Source organism: Serratia sp. CY84636 (assembly GCF_052166245.1).
In the GTDB taxonomy this organism is placed as follows: Bacteria; Pseudomonadota; Gammaproteobacteria; order Enterobacterales; family Enterobacteriaceae; genus Serratia; species Serratia nevei.
Genome location: NZ_JBJNOX010000004.1, coordinates 370,984 through 387,426, shown reverse-complemented (window position 1 = coordinate 387,426; position 16,443 = coordinate 370,984). Strand labels below are relative to the sequence as shown.

Here is a 16,443-nt window from a genome sequence, read left to right as displayed (position 1 = left end):
CCACCGAAGGCGGGCCTGCGTTTTTGACGGTGGCGCAGCGCCCGCTTATATTTACAATTGCGTAACAATAAACGCGTTAATAGCAACAAACAAGATTAAACGGCTCGTTGAGCTAATAAACCCGTCGTAATAGTCATTATTCGTGCTTATGTTTTACTGCATTTATTTATCAATGAGTTAAAACAAGACGATGATCAATAAGCGAATAATTGTATCCTATCGGGCCGGATAATGCTGAATCGTTCACAGAATTTGAGGTTCTGTGACTTAAACTGGCATTTCTGTAAGTGTTTTTCACAAATCTGTTAACGTGCTACAATTGAATTTGATATATGTCAACAAAGCGTAGTTTTGTTGGGTGATGAATTCGGCACGCGCTGTTATATTGCTGTTAATGGGGTTAGGATATGCGCCGATTTGGCACCCCAAGGGGTTGTAGGGAACAGCATCCCCACCAGGCTAGCGATCTTGTTGACATGAGATGGAAAGTGCATCAAGAACGAGTTTACGTACTTTAGTCATTTGCTGAGAGGGAACGTGGCGCTATCTCTGCCCTCCTCTAAGAAAACAGAGACTTCTGTACTTCCGATTTTCTATTTTGTTGGCAATTTTAGGTAGCAAATATGCAGACCCCGCACATTCTGATTGTCGAAGACGAGTTAGTCACTCGTAACACCCTGAAGAGCATTTTCGAGGCGGAAGGCTACATTGTTCATGAAGCCAATGATGGTGCAGAGATGCACAATATCCTGTCTGAAAATGATATCAATCTGGTCATCATGGACATCAACCTGCCAGGCAAAAATGGCCTGCTGTTGGCGCGCGAACTGCGCGAACAGGCCAGCGTCGCCTTGATGTTCCTGACCGGTCGCGATAACGAAGTGGATAAAATCCTCGGCCTGGAAATCGGCGCCGACGATTACATCACCAAACCGTTCAACCCGCGTGAGCTGACCATCCGCGCACGCAACCTGCTGTCGCGTACCATGAACTTGGGCAGCCTGGGCGAAGAGCGCCGCCTGGTCGAGAGCTACAAGTTCAACGGTTGGGAGCTGGACATCAACAGCCGCTCGCTGATCAGCCCGGCCGGCGAACAGTACAAGCTGCCGCGCAGCGAATTCCGCGCCATGCTGCACTTCTGCGAAAACCCGGGCAAGATCCAGTCCCGTGGCGAACTGCTGAAGAAAATGACCGGCCGCGAGCTGAAGCCGCATGACCGTACCGTGGACGTCACCATCCGTCGCATTCGCAAACACTTCGAATCGACGCCGGACACGCCGGAAATCATCGCCACCATTCACGGCGAAGGCTACCGCTTCTGCGGCGATCTGGAAGAGTAATTCCGGCCTGCCGTCATGAAAACGGGGTTCAGCATGCTGAACCCCGTTTTTTTTATTTCGTCTCGGCCCACGGCATGATCGGCACCGCGCTCAGCGCGTTCTTCGGCGAGCCGTCGATCACCTTGTCGGAGTAGCTGAGGTAAATCAGCGAATTGCGCTTGGCGTCGTAAAAGCGCACCACCTGCAGCTTCTTGAACACCAGCGAGGTGCGTTTCTGGAACACCACATCGCCTTCCGCCTTGCCGTTTTTGATCTTGTCGCTCAGCTCGATAGGCCCCACCTGCTGGCAGGAAATGGCCGCGTCGGCGGTGTCTTCCGCCAGCCCCAGGCCGCCTTTGATGCCGCCGGTTTTGGCGCGGCTGATATAACAAGTTACATTTTTAACATCCGGATCGTCGAACGCTTCCACCACGATTTTGTGGTCTGGCCCCAACAATTTAAACACCGTATCAACGGAACCTACCTGCTCCGCCTGCGCGCTGACAACGGTTGCGCAAACCAAACCGAATAAAAATATCCAGCCTTTTTTCATTTACTTAACTCCGATATAACCTTGCCGCAAAAATAGGTTCGGCGATCGCCATTATTTATGTCTAAGCTCACGGAATCGGTTTTTTACGGGTCCGCACCGTTCGTTTTAGCACAGAGCGTGACAAAAATCTTTGAGAGTCGCGGAGTAAAAAAATTGCTATGATGCGGCGTCGTTATTTCTTTGCGCCCACTACGGTGTACCCCAATCCAACTCTGGCGCGGCATGCGCAGCAGAGGCAAAGAGTGCAACGCATAATGGCTCATGGATCGGTCTGATAGCGCAGCACCAGCGTGACGAATCAACAGTTCGGGTTCCTACCCCCAAGCTTTACGAGGAAGATCTATGGATCAAGCCGGTATCATTCGTGATCTGCTTAGCTGGCTGGAAAGCCATTTGGACCAACCCTTGTCGCTGGATAACGTGGCGGCCAAGGCCGGCTACTCCAAATGGCATCTGCAACGGATGTTCAAAGATATTACCGGTAACGCCATCGGTGCTTACATCCGGGCAAGAAGGCTGTCCAAAGCCGCCGTCGCGCTGCGTCTGACCGGCCGGCCGATTTTGGATATCGCCCTGCAATACCGTTTCGACTCGCAGCAGACCTTCACCCGCGCCTTCAAAAAACAGTTTGCGCAAACGCCGGCGCTGTACCGCCGCGCCGAAGACTGGAACGCGTTCGGCATCTGTCCGCCGATCCGTCTGGGGGCCTTCACCCTGCCGCAGCCGGAATTCGTTTCGTTGCCGGATAAACATCTGGTTGGCCTGACCCAAAGCTACTCCTGTACGCTGGAACAGATCACCACCGTGCGCACCGAACTGCGCTCGCAGTTCTGGCGCCAGTTCCTCGGTGACGTCGATACCCTGCCGCCGGTGCTGTACGGGTTGCACCACTCGCGCCCGAGCCAGGAGAAGGACGACGAACAGGAAGTGCTGTACACCACGGCGCTGGAGCCGGATCAGGTGCCTGACAAAGTACAGGAAGGCCAGCCGCTGGTGTTGCCGGGCGGTGAATTCGCGATGTTCAGCTACGAAGGGCCCACCGAGGGGCTGCAAGACTTCATCCTGACGGTGTATGGCACCTGCCTGCCGGCGCTCCAGCTGACGCGCCGCAAGGGGCACGACATCGAGCGTTTCTATCCGAAAGGCGAGCGCCGTCCGCATCAGGCGCCTATCGAGATCAAGTGCGATTACCTGATCCCGATTCGACGTTAACGCTGCAGTTCGTCCAACGCGGGCATGTCCAGATGCGTGACATCGCCCGCCGTTTCCACTATCCAGCCGGAAGCCAGCCACGGGCTCTGCTGGTGATCGACGCGCGACAGTGAGCAGTTGCGCAAGCGCAGGCGACGTTCCGCATAGGCCGGCAGCCCGAGCACCGTACTGATCAAACACCCCAACGCGATGCCATGGCTGACGAGCAGCGGCTTGCTGCCTTCCGGCAGCATCAAGCAGCTCTCCAGCGCGGCACGCATGCGCTCGCCCAGCTCCTCCATGGATTCGCCTTGAGGGATACGGCCGTCAGGAGTACCATCGACCATCTGTTTGCGCCACTGCTCTTCCTGCGGCGTCAAACTGTCGATCAGGCGTTCTTCCAGAACTCCCATGTGCAGCTCACGCAAACGCGGATCGCAAATCACTTCGCAGCCACAGGCTTCGGCGATGATCTGCGCGGTGCGGCGCGTGCGCCCCAGATCGCTGGTAATGATATGCGTAATGCCTTCTTTGCTGACGCGCCTGGCGACCAGACGGGCCTGGTGTTCACCCATGGCGGTTAACGGGCTGTCGGACTGACCCTGGATGCGGCGAGCCGCGTTCCATTCCGTTTCGCCATGGCGAACGAGGTATACCTGTAACATTTTTGTTTTCCGTTATACTGCGTGAAATTTGCGTTTATCCCCGGCCCGGCGGCGCTTTTGCCGCTGCCCGGCGTATCGGCCAGAAGGATATCAAACCCGTTATGTACCATGTTGTCGCTGCAACTACCAACCCGGCAAAGATCAAGGCTATTCAACTGGCCTTCGACGACGTCTTCGGCGCGGGCCACTATCGCATTGAAGCCGTCGACGTCGCCAGCGGCGTCTCGCTGCAGCCGATAGGCAATCACGAAACGCGCACCGGCTCGCGCCAACGCGTCATGGAAGCGCGCCAGGTCAGGCCCGAGGCCGATTTTTGGGTCGGCGTAGAAGCCGGGATTGAAGAGAATATGACCTTCGCCTGGATGACCATCGAGAACCCGCACATCCGCGGCGAATCCCGCTCGGCGAGCCTGATGCTGCCGGAAGTCATCTTACAAGGTATTCGCGACGGTCGCGAATTGGGCAGCGAAATGGCAGCAATCACCGGCAACCCCGAGGTGAAGCGTCAGGGCGGCGCCATCGGCATCTTCACCGACGGCCGGCTGAGCCGCACCAGCGTTTATCATCAGGCGCTGCTGCTGGCGCTGGTGCCGTTCCACAACGCCATCTATCAGCAATAACCCCGAGCCTGTTAGGGCGCGTCGTGCAGCAACTGCTGCTCAAGCCACTGTTTCAGCTCAGGTGAAGCCGCTTTCAGGCTGTTCGATCCGCGGGTGATGGTGGCAATCCCCGCGCCCAGTTCATTTTTCAGCTCACGCTGGCTCATCTCGCCGCGCATCAGTTCCTGAATGATCCGCACCCGAGTGCCCAGCGCGGTGCGCTCGTCCGGCGTCAGCATCAGCTGCAGCAGCGGTTGATGCAGTTCTTGCGCAAACGAATTCTGCAGCAGCGCGACGAAGCGCAGCCAATCCTCATTGCCTTGTTCTGAAAGAGCGGGGTCGTTTAACGATAATTGCGTCATGGCAGCCACCATACTATTTAACTAGTACAGCAGCATACCATAGGGCCGTCAAAATCAATAACGTCTCTGCCACTCGGCGTCGGTCAGCACCTTGGCCGGCCGGTGCGTCAGATAGCGGTAAAACGCGTCATAGGCCAACACGTTCTTGACGTAGCCGCGGGTTTCCGAGAACGGAATGCTTTCGATAAACGCTACCGGATCGATCCGCCCTGCGCTGTTGCCCAGCCAGGTGTTCACCCGCGACGGGCCGGCGTTATAGGCGGCGGTCGACAGGATGCGGTTGCGGCCGAACTGCTGATAGACCGACTCCAGATAGCTGGTGCCGATGGTGATGTTGGTCTGCGGATCGAACAGCTGGCTCGGGCCGACGTAACCGGGGATGTTGAACATCTGCACCGTATGCTGCGCGGTGCGCGGCATCACCTGCATCAGGCCGGAAGCGCCAACCGGCGACTGTGCCTTCGGATTCCAGGCGCTCTCCTGACGCGCTATCGCCATCGCATAGCTGGTGGTGATCCCCTTGTCATCGGTGGCGCGGCGGAACTCCTGCGGCCAGGCGACCGGGAAGCGTTCCTCCAGGTGATCCCACAGCTTGCCGACGATGGTCGCCTGCACGCTCAGATCGGCCCATTTTTGCTCAAAGGCGTAACGCGCCAGCGCCTCTTGTTCCGGCCGGCTGCGGCTGGCGACGTAGGAGCCCCACTCGCTGCGGGCCAGGTTGTCCATATTCCAGTACATCAGCTCGCGCACCCGGGCGACTTCCGGCCCGTCGGTCAGCGACGCGCGCGGCTTGGCCGCCACCGCCACCATCACCGGATAAGTGGCGTTCAGCTTCTGCGCCGCCACCATCGGATAGAAGCCGCGTTCGGTCATCAGGTTACGCAATATCTCCTCGCCTTCGGCGCGTTTCCCTTCGTCCATCAGTTGACTGGCGCGCCAGTAGCGCCACTCATCCTTGTTGCGCGACGCTTCCGGCAGGCGCGCCAGCCAGGTCGCCACGCCCTGCCGATCGCCGTTACCCAGCGCCATGCGCACCCGGCGCTCCAGCAGCGAAGGCGAACGGCTGCGCAGGATCACCTGATCGCGCCACTGCGCCTGTTCAAAGGTGGCATCGTTGCCCATCAGGCGCCAGGCCACCGCCTCTTCCAGCCCCAGCCGCTCGTCGTCGCTCATTTTCTGCAGCCGCGCAAGCGTCGGGATCATCGCCCGCGCGTTTTCCACATCCTGCCGCGCCAGGCGCTCAAAGGCGATGCCGGTGGCGGCGCGGGTAAAGTCGGTCGGCCCCACGCTGCGGGCGAAGGCTTCCACGGTGGTCGGATCGTTTTGCAAGCGCACCAGGGCGTTGCCCATGGTCTGGTAGTCGGCCGGCAGTTGGCTGTAGAGGTTGCTGACCAGTGAACTGTTGCCCTCTTTCAGCGCCAGCTTCATGCGCGCCAGAATATCGAGCGGCGTCTGCTTGCCCGCGCCGCGCCAGACGCTGAACAGCCGATCGCAGGCGCTCGGCAGCGTTTTGCCGTTCAGCCACAGTTCGTCGGCGCCGCTCCAGGCCGCCTGCTGATCGCCGGTGGCCCACTTGGCGTAGTAATAGTTGCAGCGCGCCGCCACCGGTTTGGGCGGCTGCGGGCTGAAGGCCAACAGGGTGCGCCAGTCTTCGCGACGCGCCAGCTCATTGACGAAGCGCGGCGCCAGTGATTTCGCCGGCGGCAGCGTCGGGTTGCGTTTGATAAAGTCGTTCACCTCGGAGAACCCCGCCTGACTCAGATCCTGCGTCAACTCGCGGTATTCCAGGTAAGGATAAAGCGGGTAATCGCGCAGCGTCGGCATCAGCTGCGCCACCACGTCCATCTGATTGCCGTCCCACGCCTGTTTGATCTGCTGGTAACGCTGACGTTGCGCATCCAGAGAATCCGCCAGCGCCGCGCCGGAAAACGCCGTCAGGCACAGCCCCATCGCCAACAGCCGTCGCTTGTCCACCTTGACCATCCTCGCTCTTTCCTCACTGGTTATACCGCAGGAGCCGCCCAGCTCCCCGGTGACCGCCGCGCCACGGCGCCGCGGGACAAAATAAAGCCGGGCGCACGGCCCGGACGCAGATATCTACCATAGACAGCGCAATCGCTTATCCATTCAATACTGTAGAAGAAGAAGTGTATCGCCATGACGGGAGCCAGGTAAAAAACGTTTACTTTGGCTGACAAATCAGGCCGGCGGGATATTTCCAGCCACCGGATTTTTATTAGCCGCCCCGGTGCTTATTGGAGAAGTAAAATACTTTTTAATTATTAGCTATCACATTATTACATTTTCGAAATGACGCAGTCGTTGCGCAAATCGCCTGACAGCTGGCCAAACGCGCCAACTTTGCAGAAAAGCGGTGGCAAACCCGGGTAGGCATTTTTATACTATCAAAAATAAGTAGGATAATTCCGAGAAAACAGCACATAAAGCGCCCAACGAAGACATCTTATAATACAATCCGCGCCAATTATGGGTTAGATAGTGTTCATTAGGCAGTGCGACTGACAGCTTTCAGCAAAACGATTGTCCCTTCAAGCGGGCCGGATTTTTCCTTGTCAGGCCACGGCCTGCGGGCGGTGGATCAGGCCGGAATGGCGGGTGAAAATGGCAAGTAAGACCGCGATAGCGATGCGTTGCGCAAAAAGCCCCGTGCCGGGCTTCCATGCCGCACGCCTGAATATCGGTCGCCTGTTGCTGATCGTTTTGTTGGTGCTGCTGACGTTGCCCGGGCCTGCGCGCGCCGCCGATGATCCCTATCAAAAGCGCACGCACGCCGTGACGACCGTGGTGGTCGGCATCATCAGCTACGCCCGCTGGTCGCGTGAACCCAATCCGATCCGGTTGTGCGTGACCGCACCCACCCAGTATGCCGAAGGGTTGTTCGATCCGATCCTGCTCAGCGCCCCGCGTCCGATTAAAGCCGAGCGCGTGCCGTTCGACAGCCCAACGCTGAGTACCGGCTGCGATGTTATCTACTTAGGGAACATCACCGCCGCGCAGAGACAAAATTTCATGCAGCGCATTTCCGGCAACTCCATTCTCAGCATCAGCGAGAACGATAGCGAATGCTCCGCCGGCAGCGCATTTTGCCTGCAGATCGATGGGGATCAGGCCAGCTTCAAGGTCAACCTGGACGCCCTGGCGCGCAGCGGCGTGCGCGTCCACCCCAACGTGCTGCAGCTGGCACGCAAACAGGCGCCGCCGCTATGAGGCTGTTGCGTAAAAACCGTTCCGGCAATGCGCGCCCGACGCTGGGCCGAGTGCTGCAGCGGGTGCATCTTGGGCTGGCGCTGATCGCCGTCGGCACCGCCGGCATCTTTTTGACGCTGGTGGCGCTGTTTGCACTGCGCGCCTATGCCAACCACAACCTGCACCTGATCGCGCGCTCCATCAGTTATACCGTCGAGGCCGCCGTGGTGTTTGAAGACCGCACCGCCGCGCGCGAGGCGCTGATGCTGATCGCCTCCAACGAAGAAGTATCGGACGCGCGGATCCTCGACAACAACGGCAAGATGCTGGCCAACTGGCGCCATCCCACCGATGGGCCGCTGCACGGCCTGGAGCAGATCGTCGCACACTGGGCGCTGCCCGAACCGGTCATCCTGCCCATCACCCACGAGGGTAAGCAGGTCGGCCAGGTCTGGCTGAGCGGCAACGGCGGCAGCCTGCTGCGTTTCCTGTTGCGCGGCATGGTCGGCATGATCGCCTGCCTGGTGCTCAGTACCTTGTGCGCCCTGGTGTTGTCGCGCCGTATGCTGGTCGGCATCGTCAGTTCGCTGGACGACATTGCCAACGTGGCGCACGCGGTGCGCCGCGATCGCACCTTCGGCCTGCGGGTGCCGTCGGCGCCGATCGCCGAGCTGCATGAGCTCAGCAACGATTTCAACGGCTTGCTCGACGAGCTGGAGGCCTGGCAGGCCCACCTGAAGCAGGAGAACGACTCGCTGGCCCACCGGGCGACGCACGACAGCCTGACCGGCTTGCCGAATCGCGCCTTCTTCGAAGGGCGGCTGAGCCGCGCCCTGGGCGATATCGAGCCGCCGGCAAAATTGGCGGTGCTGTTTATCGACGGCGATCGCTTCAAGGAAGTGAACGACAGTTACGGCCACGCCGCAGGCGATGCGGTGCTGACCACCATTGCCGGACGCATTCGCGCGCAGCTGCGCGAGACCGATCTGGTCGCGCGTCTGGGCGGGGATGAATTCGCCGTGCTGCTGGCGCCGGTACACGGCACGGAAGATGTCCTGCAGATCGCTGACAACATCATCGACTGCATGACGCAACCGGTCATTTTGCCGAACGACGAGGCGGTCATTACCTCTCTGAGTATCGGTATTGCGCTGTACCCTGATCACGCCTCGACGCCTCAGGGTCTTTTGCACGAAGCTGACGATGCGATGTATCAGGCAAAGCATCGTTATAACGGAGGCTGGCGGCTGGCTATACATAAATAAGAGCCCCGGCTATAACACTTGAACTAGGGATTTTGACTATGATACAGCAACTGTTTAAAGGTCGTTTTTCACTGCTGACGATGGTGTTCGTCGCCCTGCTGGCGCTCGCCGGCTGCCAGAGCAAGCCGCAGGGCCTGACGCCCGAGCAGGTTGCGCTGCTGCAATCGCAGGGCTTCAAGCTGACTGACAACGGCTGGGAGTTCGGTCTGTCGGATAAAGTGCTGTTCGGCAACAACATCGGCAAGCTGAACCCGGAAAGCACCGAGACGGTGCAGAAGATGGGCCGTGCGTTGCTGAGCGTCGGCATCACCAAGTTCCGCCTGGACGGCCATACCGACAACTACGGTGAAGACAGCTATAACGACCAACTCTCGCTGCGCCGCGCCGATGCGGTGGCCGATCTGCTGGCCAGCGTCGGCATTCCGCGCGCCAATATCGAAACCCGCGGCATGGGCAAGCGCGATCCCGTTGCCGACAACCGCACCTCCAGCGGCCGCGCGGAAAACCGCCGCGTCGCGATCGTCGTCACGCCATAAGCCACCAATATGCGCCTTTATCGGCGCATAAACGGTTATACTTAGCGATCGCTGAGCGATGTCTGGGATCCGAGATCGAAACGGGCTACACTCATGCCGCCAGACATCCTATAAATACTGATATAGAGAGGCTTAGAGCAACGTGGCTCAATACGTCTATACCATGCACCGCGTCGGCAAGGTCGTACCGCCGAAGCGTCATATTTTGAAAAACATCTCCCTGAGCTTCTTCCCTGGGGCCAAAATCGGCGTACTGGGCCTGAACGGCGCCGGTAAGTCCACCCTGCTGCGCATCATGGCCGGCATCGATACCGACATCGAAGGGGAAGCGCGCCCACAGCCGGGCATCAAGATCGGTTACCTGCCGCAGGAGCCGCAGCTTAACCTCGAACACACCGTGCGTGAATCGGTGGAAGAAGCGCTGGCAGAAGTGGTCGGCGCGCTGAAACGCCTGGACGAAGTGTACGCGCTGTACGCGGAAGAAGGCGCAGACTTCGACAAGCTGGCCGCCGAACAGGGCCGCTTGGAAGAGATCATTCAGGCGCACGACGGTCACAACCTCAACGCCCAACTGGAACGCGCCGCCGATGCGCTGCGCCTGCCGGACTGGGACGCCAAAATCGCCCACCTGTCCGGGGGTGAGCGTCGCCGCGTAGCGCTGTGCCGCCTGCTGCTCGAAAAACCGGACATGCTGCTGCTGGACGAACCGACCAACCACCTGGACGCCGAGTCCGTGGCCTGGCTGGAACGCTTCCTGCACGACTTCGAAGGCACCGTGGTGGCGATCACCCACGACCGTTACTTCCTGGATAACGTGGCCGGCTGGATCCTCGAACTGGACCGGGGCGAGGGCATTCCATGGGAAGGCAACTACTCTTCCTGGCTGGAGCAGAAAGACGCGCGTCTGGCGCAGGAAGCCTCCGCCGAAGCCGCTCGTCGTAAGTCGATCGAGAAAGAGCTGGAGTGGGTGCGTCAGGGTGCCAAAGGACGTCAGTCCAAAGGCAAGGCCCGTTTGGCCCGCTTCGAAGAGCTGAACAACACCGAATACCAGAAACGCAACGAAACCAACGAACTGTTCATTCCACCTGGCGCACGCCTGGGCGATAAAGTGGTCGAAGTCAGCAACCTGCGCAAGTCCTACGGCGACCGCCTGCTGATCGACGACCTGTCGTTCTCTGTGCCGAAAGGGGCAATCGTCGGCATCATCGGCCCGAACGGCGCGGGTAAATCCACGCTGTTCCGCATGATGTCCGGTCAGGAACAGCCTGACTCCGGCAGCATCGTGCTGGGCGATACCGTCAAGCTGGCGTCCGTCGATCAGTTCCGCGACAGCATGGACGGCTCGAAAACCGTGTGGGAAGAAGTCTCCGGCGGGCAGGACATCATGCGCATCGGCAACACCGAGATGCCGAGCCGCGCCTATGTCGGCCGCTTCAACTTCAAGGGCGTCGATCAGGGCAAACGCGTGGGCGAGCTGTCCGGCGGTGAGCGTGGCCGTCTGCACCTGGCCAAGCTGCTGCAGGTTGGCGGCAACGTGCTGCTGCTCGATGAACCGACCAACGACCTGGATATCGAAACCCTGCGCGCGTTGGAAAACGCCCTGCTGGAATTCCCTGGCTGCGCCATGGTGATCTCGCACGACCGTTGGTTCCTCGACCGTATCGCCACCCACATCCTGGACTACCAGGACGAGGGCAAGGTGGAATTCTTCGAAGGCAACTTCACCGAGTACGAAGAGTACAAGAAGCGTACGCTGGGCGCCGACGCGCTCGAGCCGCACCGCATCAAGTACAAGAAGATCGCCAAGTAATCCCCAAGGCGCCGCATGCGGCGCCTTTTTTTATTCCCGCGCCAGCTCGCGCGCGTAGTCGTCAAACGCCGGGTGCTGCAGCACCACATCGATAAAACAGGCCAGCGCCGGGGAATTCAGCTTGCGGCTCGGGTAGACCAGATACAGCTCATTACCCTCCGCGCGCCACGCCGGCAAGACTTCCACCAACAGCTTCTGCGCCACCACCTCGCGGCTGAGAAACGCCGGCAACAGCGTGATCCCCGCACCGGCGATAGCGCATTCACGCGCATACAGCAGGTTGTCGGTGGTGTGCGCCAGCGGCAGCTGCCAACGGTAGTAGTCGTCGCCACAGCGCAGGTTCCAGGCCGTCCAGGCGCGGTGGGCAATGCAGCGATGCTGTTGCAGCTGCTGCGGGTGTTCGATCGGCAGATGCTGCGCCAGATAGGACGGCGCCGCCAACAGATAGCGCGGCGCATACCCGAGACGGCGACCGATCAGCGAAGAATCCTGCGGCTTGCCGGTGCGCAACGCGGCATCGAAGCCTTCCTGTACCAGATCCACCATGGCATCGGACACCGACACCTCCAGCGAAACGTCCGGGTACTGGCGCTGAAAATCCGCCGCCAGCCGCGCCACCAGGGTCGCCCCCAGCCCGGCGGGCGTCGAGATGCGCAGGCGGCCGCTCGGGTTATCGCGCAGCCGCTGCAGCGCCAGATCGGCGCGTTCGGCGGCGGACATCATCGCCTGACAATGTTCCAGATAACGCTCACCGGCGAAGGTCAGGTTCAGCTGGCGCGTGGTGCGGTTGAGCAAGCGCAGCCCCAGCGTCTGTTCGAGCTGGCTGATGCGCTGGCTGACGCTGGATTTCGGCAATCCCACGCGCTGTGCGGCGGCGGTGAAGCTGCCGCACTCCGCCACCAGCGCGAACAGCGCCATGTCCTGCAGCTGTTTGAATTCCATTGTTCACCCTAAACGAACACTCAGTTAGATATTGTCCATCTTATCACCCCACTGCCGCGGGTCTACACTGGGGGCATCATTTGAAAGGAGTACAATCATGTCGATAAAAGCCATTGCCGTAGACCCGCAGAACCCCGCCGGTTTCATCGAAATTTCACCGGAGATGCCGGTTCCCGGCCAGTACGATCTGCTGGTGGAGGTGAAAGCCGTGTCGGTCAACCCGGTGGACACCAAAGTGCACGCCGGTCTGCAGAAAAGCGGCCTGCAGCAGCCGCGCATTCTCGGCTGGGACGCCAGCGGCATCGTGGTGGGCGTGGGCAGCGGCGTCAGCGGCTTCAAGCCCGGCGATGAAGTCTGGTACGCCGGCGACATCACCCGTCCCGGCAGCAACAGCAGCCACCAGCTGATCGACTCACGCATCGCCGCGCACAAGCCGCGCAGCCTGAACTGGGCCGAGTCCGCCGCCCTGCCACTCACCGCCCTCACCGCCTGGGAGGCGCTGTTCGAACACCTGAACATTCACAATGCGCCGGAGCACAAGACGCTGTTGATCATCGGCGGCGCCGGCGGAGTCGGCTCGCTGGCCATTCCGCTGGCCGCATTGCGCAGCAAGGTGAAAGTGATCGCCACCGCCTCAAGGCCGGAATCCGCCGCCTGGTGCCGTGAACGCGGCGCCGATCTGGTGGTGGACTACCGCGATCTGAAAGGCAACCTGGCTCAGCACGGCATCGAGCAGGTGGATTACATCCTGTGCCTGAACGATACCGACGGCCACTGGCCGGTGATGGCCGAGCTGGTCGCGCCGCTGGGCCATATCTGCACCATCGTCGAGAACGCGCAGCCGTTGGATCAAAACGCGCTGAAGCTGAAAAGCGCCGCGCTGCACTGGGAATTCATGTTCACCCGCAGCATGTTCACCACCCCGGACATCGCGCAGCAAGGCAAGATCCTGCAGCAGATGGCGCAGTTGCTGGACGAAGGCAAGCTGAGCACCACGCTGAGCGAAACCCTGCACGGGCTGTCGGTAGACACGCTGACCGCCGCGCATCGACAGTTGCTCGGCGGCCATATGCAAGGCAAGCTGGTTATCGCTTACTAAGCCTGAATCGCGGCGGCGCCCTGCGCCGCCGTTACTGCGGGCGGACGAAGCCGACGCACAGCGTCTGCTCGTCGGCATGCGGATCGGCGCGGAACGTCAGCGTCTGCTGCCAATCGAGGCGCATCTTCGGCCAGTGGGCCAACTCACCGCCGAAGTCGCTGTGCGCGCAGTCTTCGCCCAACCGGCCGAACAGGGCGACGCCGTGCTGCGCAATCTGCGGATAGCTGATGTTGACGTTGTAGATATTCGGGCGCGTATGATTGGACCAACGCGTAATGGTCTGCGGCCGGGAACCGGCGTACACCGTCATCCACTGCGACAGGTATTCGCCGCCAACGTAGCGTAGATCGACGCCATACCGCTCCTGCCACTGCCGCTCCACCCCGGCGCTGAACGCCTTGATACCCACCATTTTCTGGCCGGCGTTGCGCACGTTGCCCAGCATCACCGCGGCATAACCCAAATAGACCGCCAGCGCTGCGCACATCAGCCCGAGGGTCGCCGCGCGCAGTGAACGCACCGGCGGCTGACGCACGCAGCCGACCAGCAGCGCGGGCGCCAGCATAAAGAACGGCTGCAGCCACTCGGTCAACCGGCCGCCGACGTTGAAGGAGAACCAGAAAGTGATAATGCCGAGCGGCAACAGATAGATCCACAGCAGCACCCGCATCGGCAACGCCGATGGCCAGGCCAGCACCGCCCCGCTGCGCCGCAGGATCGCCCACAGCACCAGCGACGGATAGAACACCAGCAGCAGCGACTGCAGCATGTCGAGGTTGAGCTGCATCTTGATCTGCGAATCCACCCATTTGAAGGCGGCAAAGTCGTGGTTCCAGAGCCAGAACACGTTCGGCAACACCAACGCCAGCCAGATCGCCACCGCCAGATAGAACTGCGGCTGCCGATAGCAGCGACGGACCTGCGGTACGAACAGCGTCGACAGCGCCACGAAATAGACGAAGGCGAAGGTCGAGTATTTCGCCATCATCGCCAGACCGGCCACCAACGCGAAGGCCGGCCACCAGTTGGCCGAACGCGAGATCGCCATATGGAAGAACAGCGCCATCCACGGCCACAGCATCACCAACAGGTAGTTGTCGTTGTAGGGAATAATGTCGAAATTGATGATGCCGGACAGGTTGAGCGTCAGCAGCGCCATCCAGGCCAGCAAGGTGCTGCCGCTCAGACGCCGCGCCAACAGCCAGACGCCCAACATGCCGATGGCGATGGCGATGAAGTGCCCGCCATACCAGTAAACGTTCAGCGGCAGCCACGACAGCCAGATCGCCGGATGCATCGCCGCACCGACCAGCCACGGATTTTTCGGTGAGCCCCACTCGCCGTTGAGGCCCCAGTTGAGCGCCTCGACGGCGTCGTAAGGCAGGGTAGGATCGAGATGAACAGTCAGCAGCGTCCAGGCTGCGGCATAGCAGACCAACCAGAGAGCGAGTAAGCGATAAGACATGTCTTCTTCTAAGCGTTATTGTAAAGAAAATCTTAACTTAGTCGCTGTCGAATGAACCATGTTTAAACAAGCCGTTAAATGTGCGCCTGGGTGGCGTTTCTGCCGCATCGATCGCACATTACGCTAATTTTACTCAGCCTGCCGCGTGACGATGGGCGGGCGCGCTCAACCGGCCGGCGTCCGCCGCCAGCAGCTGTTGCACCAGCTCGACGCAGCGCAGGAAACGCTCTTCGTAATCACTGGACTCAACGTGCACGTACTCGATGTTGTTGGCGCGCAGCATCTCCTCCAGCAGGCGCTGGAACGCCAGGCGATCGGCGGTGCTGCCGAGGCTGCGCAGGCCGTCCGCCACCCACGGCGTGTTGTTTTCCAGCAGTATCACCAGATCGAAACGGTATTCGTCGATCAGCGCCTGCACGAAGGGGTGTTCACGCCCTTCGTACTTTTTGCAAAATGCCTGCGTAGTCACGAAATCGGTATCGATAAACGCCACCTTGTTGGCGTACTTGACCGCGAAATCCACGTATTGCGCCTGCCCGAGGGCAATTTTGTCGTAGTCGGAATACTGCAGCGCCATCTCGTCGCCGCCCAGGTGCGAAAACACGTAATCGCGGCCATATTCCCAGGCACTGGTGGTGTTGAAGATGTTGGCCAACTTGTTGACCAACGTCGACTTGCCGCTCGATTCGCCGCCGAGGATCGCTACGGTGCGCACGAAGAACGGCTTCACCTCGGTCGGGATGTAGTCCCAATAGCGGAACGGATCCTGGCGGATCTGATTGCCGCTGATGTTCATGAACGAACGCTCGGGGTCGACCAAAATGGTTTCGATGCCCAGATGCTCGCGGTAGCGCGGCGCATCCTGCGCTTCGCTGGAATAGATGAAGCTCGGCACGATGCCCTTCTGTTCCATAAAGGCCTTCATGCCGTCGCTCCACACGTTCCAGCCGTGCGGATAGGGTTCGATGCCCTGTTCGTCGAACGAGTGGATATGGATGTTTTTCTGGTACTTGAAGGTCTGCAGCAGCCAGCGCAGGCGATCGCTGACCGTCGGCTGTTGCGACATCGAACTGTTCTCGAACAGCTCGCGATCGCGCGGCTCGTCATGGCACAAGATAACGTGCAGCTCGTCCACCTGGCTGCAGGCGCGCTGGATCAGGTAGATGTGGCCGGTGTGCAGCGGGTAAAATTTACCAAACACCACGCCGACTTTAACCTCTTTACGCGGGAACTCCAGCCCGAGAAAACGGTGCAGCGCCTCGAGCTTTTGCGCGCTCGGGCTTTTGATCTTGTCGTTCAACAGCTGGCTAAGATAGCCTTTGGTCATGCCGCTGGCATCCGCCACCTGCTGCAAAGTACAGCCCTTTTGCTTAATGGACGTCTTCAGGTAATCAAATTGCGGCATGGCCACCTCCGTTTAGTATGCTAAA

General features: G+C 60.0%; 15 protein-coding genes. 8 read left to right on the top strand and 7 right to left on the bottom strand.

What is annotated here, in order from left to right; genetic code table 11:
* Positions 1-623 precede the first annotated feature (623 nt).
* Positions 624-1,340 carry a two-component system response regulator ArcA gene (arcA, locus tag ACJ8QI_RS16125; RefSeq protein WP_004933003.1) on the top strand — a complete coding sequence of 239 codons (717 nt, stop codon included), beginning with the start codon at positions 624-626 and terminating at the stop codon, positions 1,338-1,340.
* A 52-nt stretch (positions 1,341-1,392) separates the two neighbouring features.
* Here the strand turns inward: arcA and creA are convergent, their stop codons facing one another.
* Positions 1,393-1,872, bottom strand: coding sequence for a protein CreA (gene creA, locus ACJ8QI_RS16120; protein ID WP_442532810.1), 480 nt, complete (start codon positions 1,870-1,872; stop codon positions 1,393-1,395).
* 342 nt (positions 1,873-2,214) lie between these two features.
* Between creA and robA the strand changes: the two genes are divergently transcribed.
* The gene (robA, locus tag ACJ8QI_RS16115; RefSeq protein WP_038878537.1) at positions 2,215-3,084 is read left to right on the top strand and encodes an MDR efflux pump AcrAB transcriptional activator RobA; all 870 of its coding nucleotides are present in this window, start codon (positions 2,215-2,217) and stop codon (positions 3,082-3,084) included.
* Here the strand turns inward: robA and gpmB are convergent.
* The gene (gene gpmB / locus ACJ8QI_RS16110) at positions 3,081-3,728 is read right to left on the bottom strand and encodes a 2,3-diphosphoglycerate-dependent phosphoglycerate mutase GpmB (protein WP_038878534.1); all 648 of its coding nucleotides are present in this window, start codon (positions 3,726-3,728) and stop codon (positions 3,081-3,083) included. The two genes, robA and gpmB, sit on opposite strands and share 4 nt — an antisense overlap.
* Positions 3,729-3,829: 101 nt before the next feature.
* Between gpmB and yjjX the strand changes: the two genes are divergently transcribed.
* Positions 3,830-4,348, top strand: a complete 519-nt coding sequence (gene yjjX / locus ACJ8QI_RS16105; protein ID WP_442532809.1) for an inosine/xanthosine triphosphatase — start codon at positions 3,830-3,832, stop codon at positions 4,346-4,348.
* 11 nt (positions 4,349-4,359) lie between these two features.
* Here yjjX and trpR read toward each other — a convergent pair whose 3' ends face one another.
* On the bottom strand, positions 4,360-4,689 hold the full coding sequence (gene trpR / locus ACJ8QI_RS16100) for a trp operon repressor (protein WP_004933017.1): 330 nt from the start codon (positions 4,687-4,689) through the stop codon (positions 4,360-4,362).
* Positions 4,690-4,743: 54 nt separating this feature from the next.
* On the bottom strand, positions 4,744-6,672 hold the full coding sequence (sltY, locus tag ACJ8QI_RS16095; RefSeq protein ID WP_442532808.1) for a murein transglycosylase: 1,929 nt from the start codon (positions 6,670-6,672) through the stop codon (positions 4,744-4,746).
* A 639-nt stretch (positions 6,673-7,311) separates the two neighbouring features.
* Between sltY and ACJ8QI_RS16090 the strand changes: the two genes are divergently transcribed.
* The 4 genes from ACJ8QI_RS16090 to ettA all read left to right on the top strand — a co-directional run bounded on the left by ACJ8QI_RS16090 (position 7,312) and on the right by ettA (position 11,507).
* Positions 7,312-7,917, top strand: a complete 606-nt coding sequence (locus ACJ8QI_RS16090; RefSeq protein ID WP_060422355.1) for a YfiR family protein — start codon at positions 7,312-7,314, stop codon at positions 7,915-7,917.
* On the top strand, positions 7,914-9,161 hold the full coding sequence (locus tag ACJ8QI_RS16085; protein WP_038878524.1) for a diguanylate cyclase domain-containing protein: 1,248 nt from the start codon (positions 7,914-7,916) through the stop codon (positions 9,159-9,161). Before ACJ8QI_RS16090 ends, ACJ8QI_RS16085 begins: the two co-directional genes overlap by 4 nt.
* Positions 9,162-9,199: 38 nt before the next feature.
* Positions 9,200-9,697: an OmpA family protein gene (locus ACJ8QI_RS16080; RefSeq protein ID WP_019455003.1), complete on the top strand. Its 498-nt coding sequence runs from the start codon at positions 9,200-9,202 to the stop codon at positions 9,695-9,697.
* 142 nt (positions 9,698-9,839) lie between these two features.
* Positions 9,840-11,507 (top strand): energy-dependent translational throttle protein EttA, encoded by a 1,668-nt coding sequence (ettA, locus tag ACJ8QI_RS16075; RefSeq protein ID WP_025159620.1) that lies wholly within the window; start codon positions 9,840-9,842, stop codon positions 11,505-11,507.
* Positions 11,508-11,537: 30 nt separating this feature from the next.
* Here the strand turns inward: ettA and ACJ8QI_RS16070 are convergent, their stop codons facing one another.
* On the bottom strand, positions 11,538-12,449 hold the full coding sequence (locus tag ACJ8QI_RS16070; RefSeq protein ID WP_442532807.1) for a LysR family transcriptional regulator: 912 nt from the start codon (positions 12,447-12,449) through the stop codon (positions 11,538-11,540).
* 97 nt (positions 12,450-12,546) lie between these two features.
* Here ACJ8QI_RS16070 and ACJ8QI_RS16065 point away from each other — a divergent pair, with 97 nt between their 5' ends.
* The gene (locus ACJ8QI_RS16065) at positions 12,547-13,548 is read left to right on the top strand and encodes a zinc-binding alcohol dehydrogenase family protein (RefSeq protein ID WP_164268589.1); all 1,002 of its coding nucleotides are present in this window, start codon (positions 12,547-12,549) and stop codon (positions 13,546-13,548) included.
* Positions 13,549-13,579: 31 nt separating this feature from the next.
* On the opposite strand, the gene ACJ8QI_RS16060 is transcribed toward ACJ8QI_RS16065, so the two are convergent.
* Positions 13,580-15,013: a glycosyltransferase family 39 protein gene (locus ACJ8QI_RS16060; protein WP_141957928.1), complete on the bottom strand. Its 1,434-nt coding sequence runs from the start codon at positions 15,011-15,013 to the stop codon at positions 13,580-13,582.
* Positions 15,014-15,146: 133 nt separating this feature from the next.
* On the bottom strand, positions 15,147-16,418 hold the full coding sequence (gene nadR, locus ACJ8QI_RS16055; RefSeq protein WP_049198077.1) for a multifunctional transcriptional regulator/nicotinamide-nucleotide adenylyltransferase/ribosylnicotinamide kinase NadR: 1,272 nt from the start codon (positions 16,416-16,418) through the stop codon (positions 15,147-15,149).
* Between the last annotated feature and the right edge of the window lie 25 nt (positions 16,419-16,443).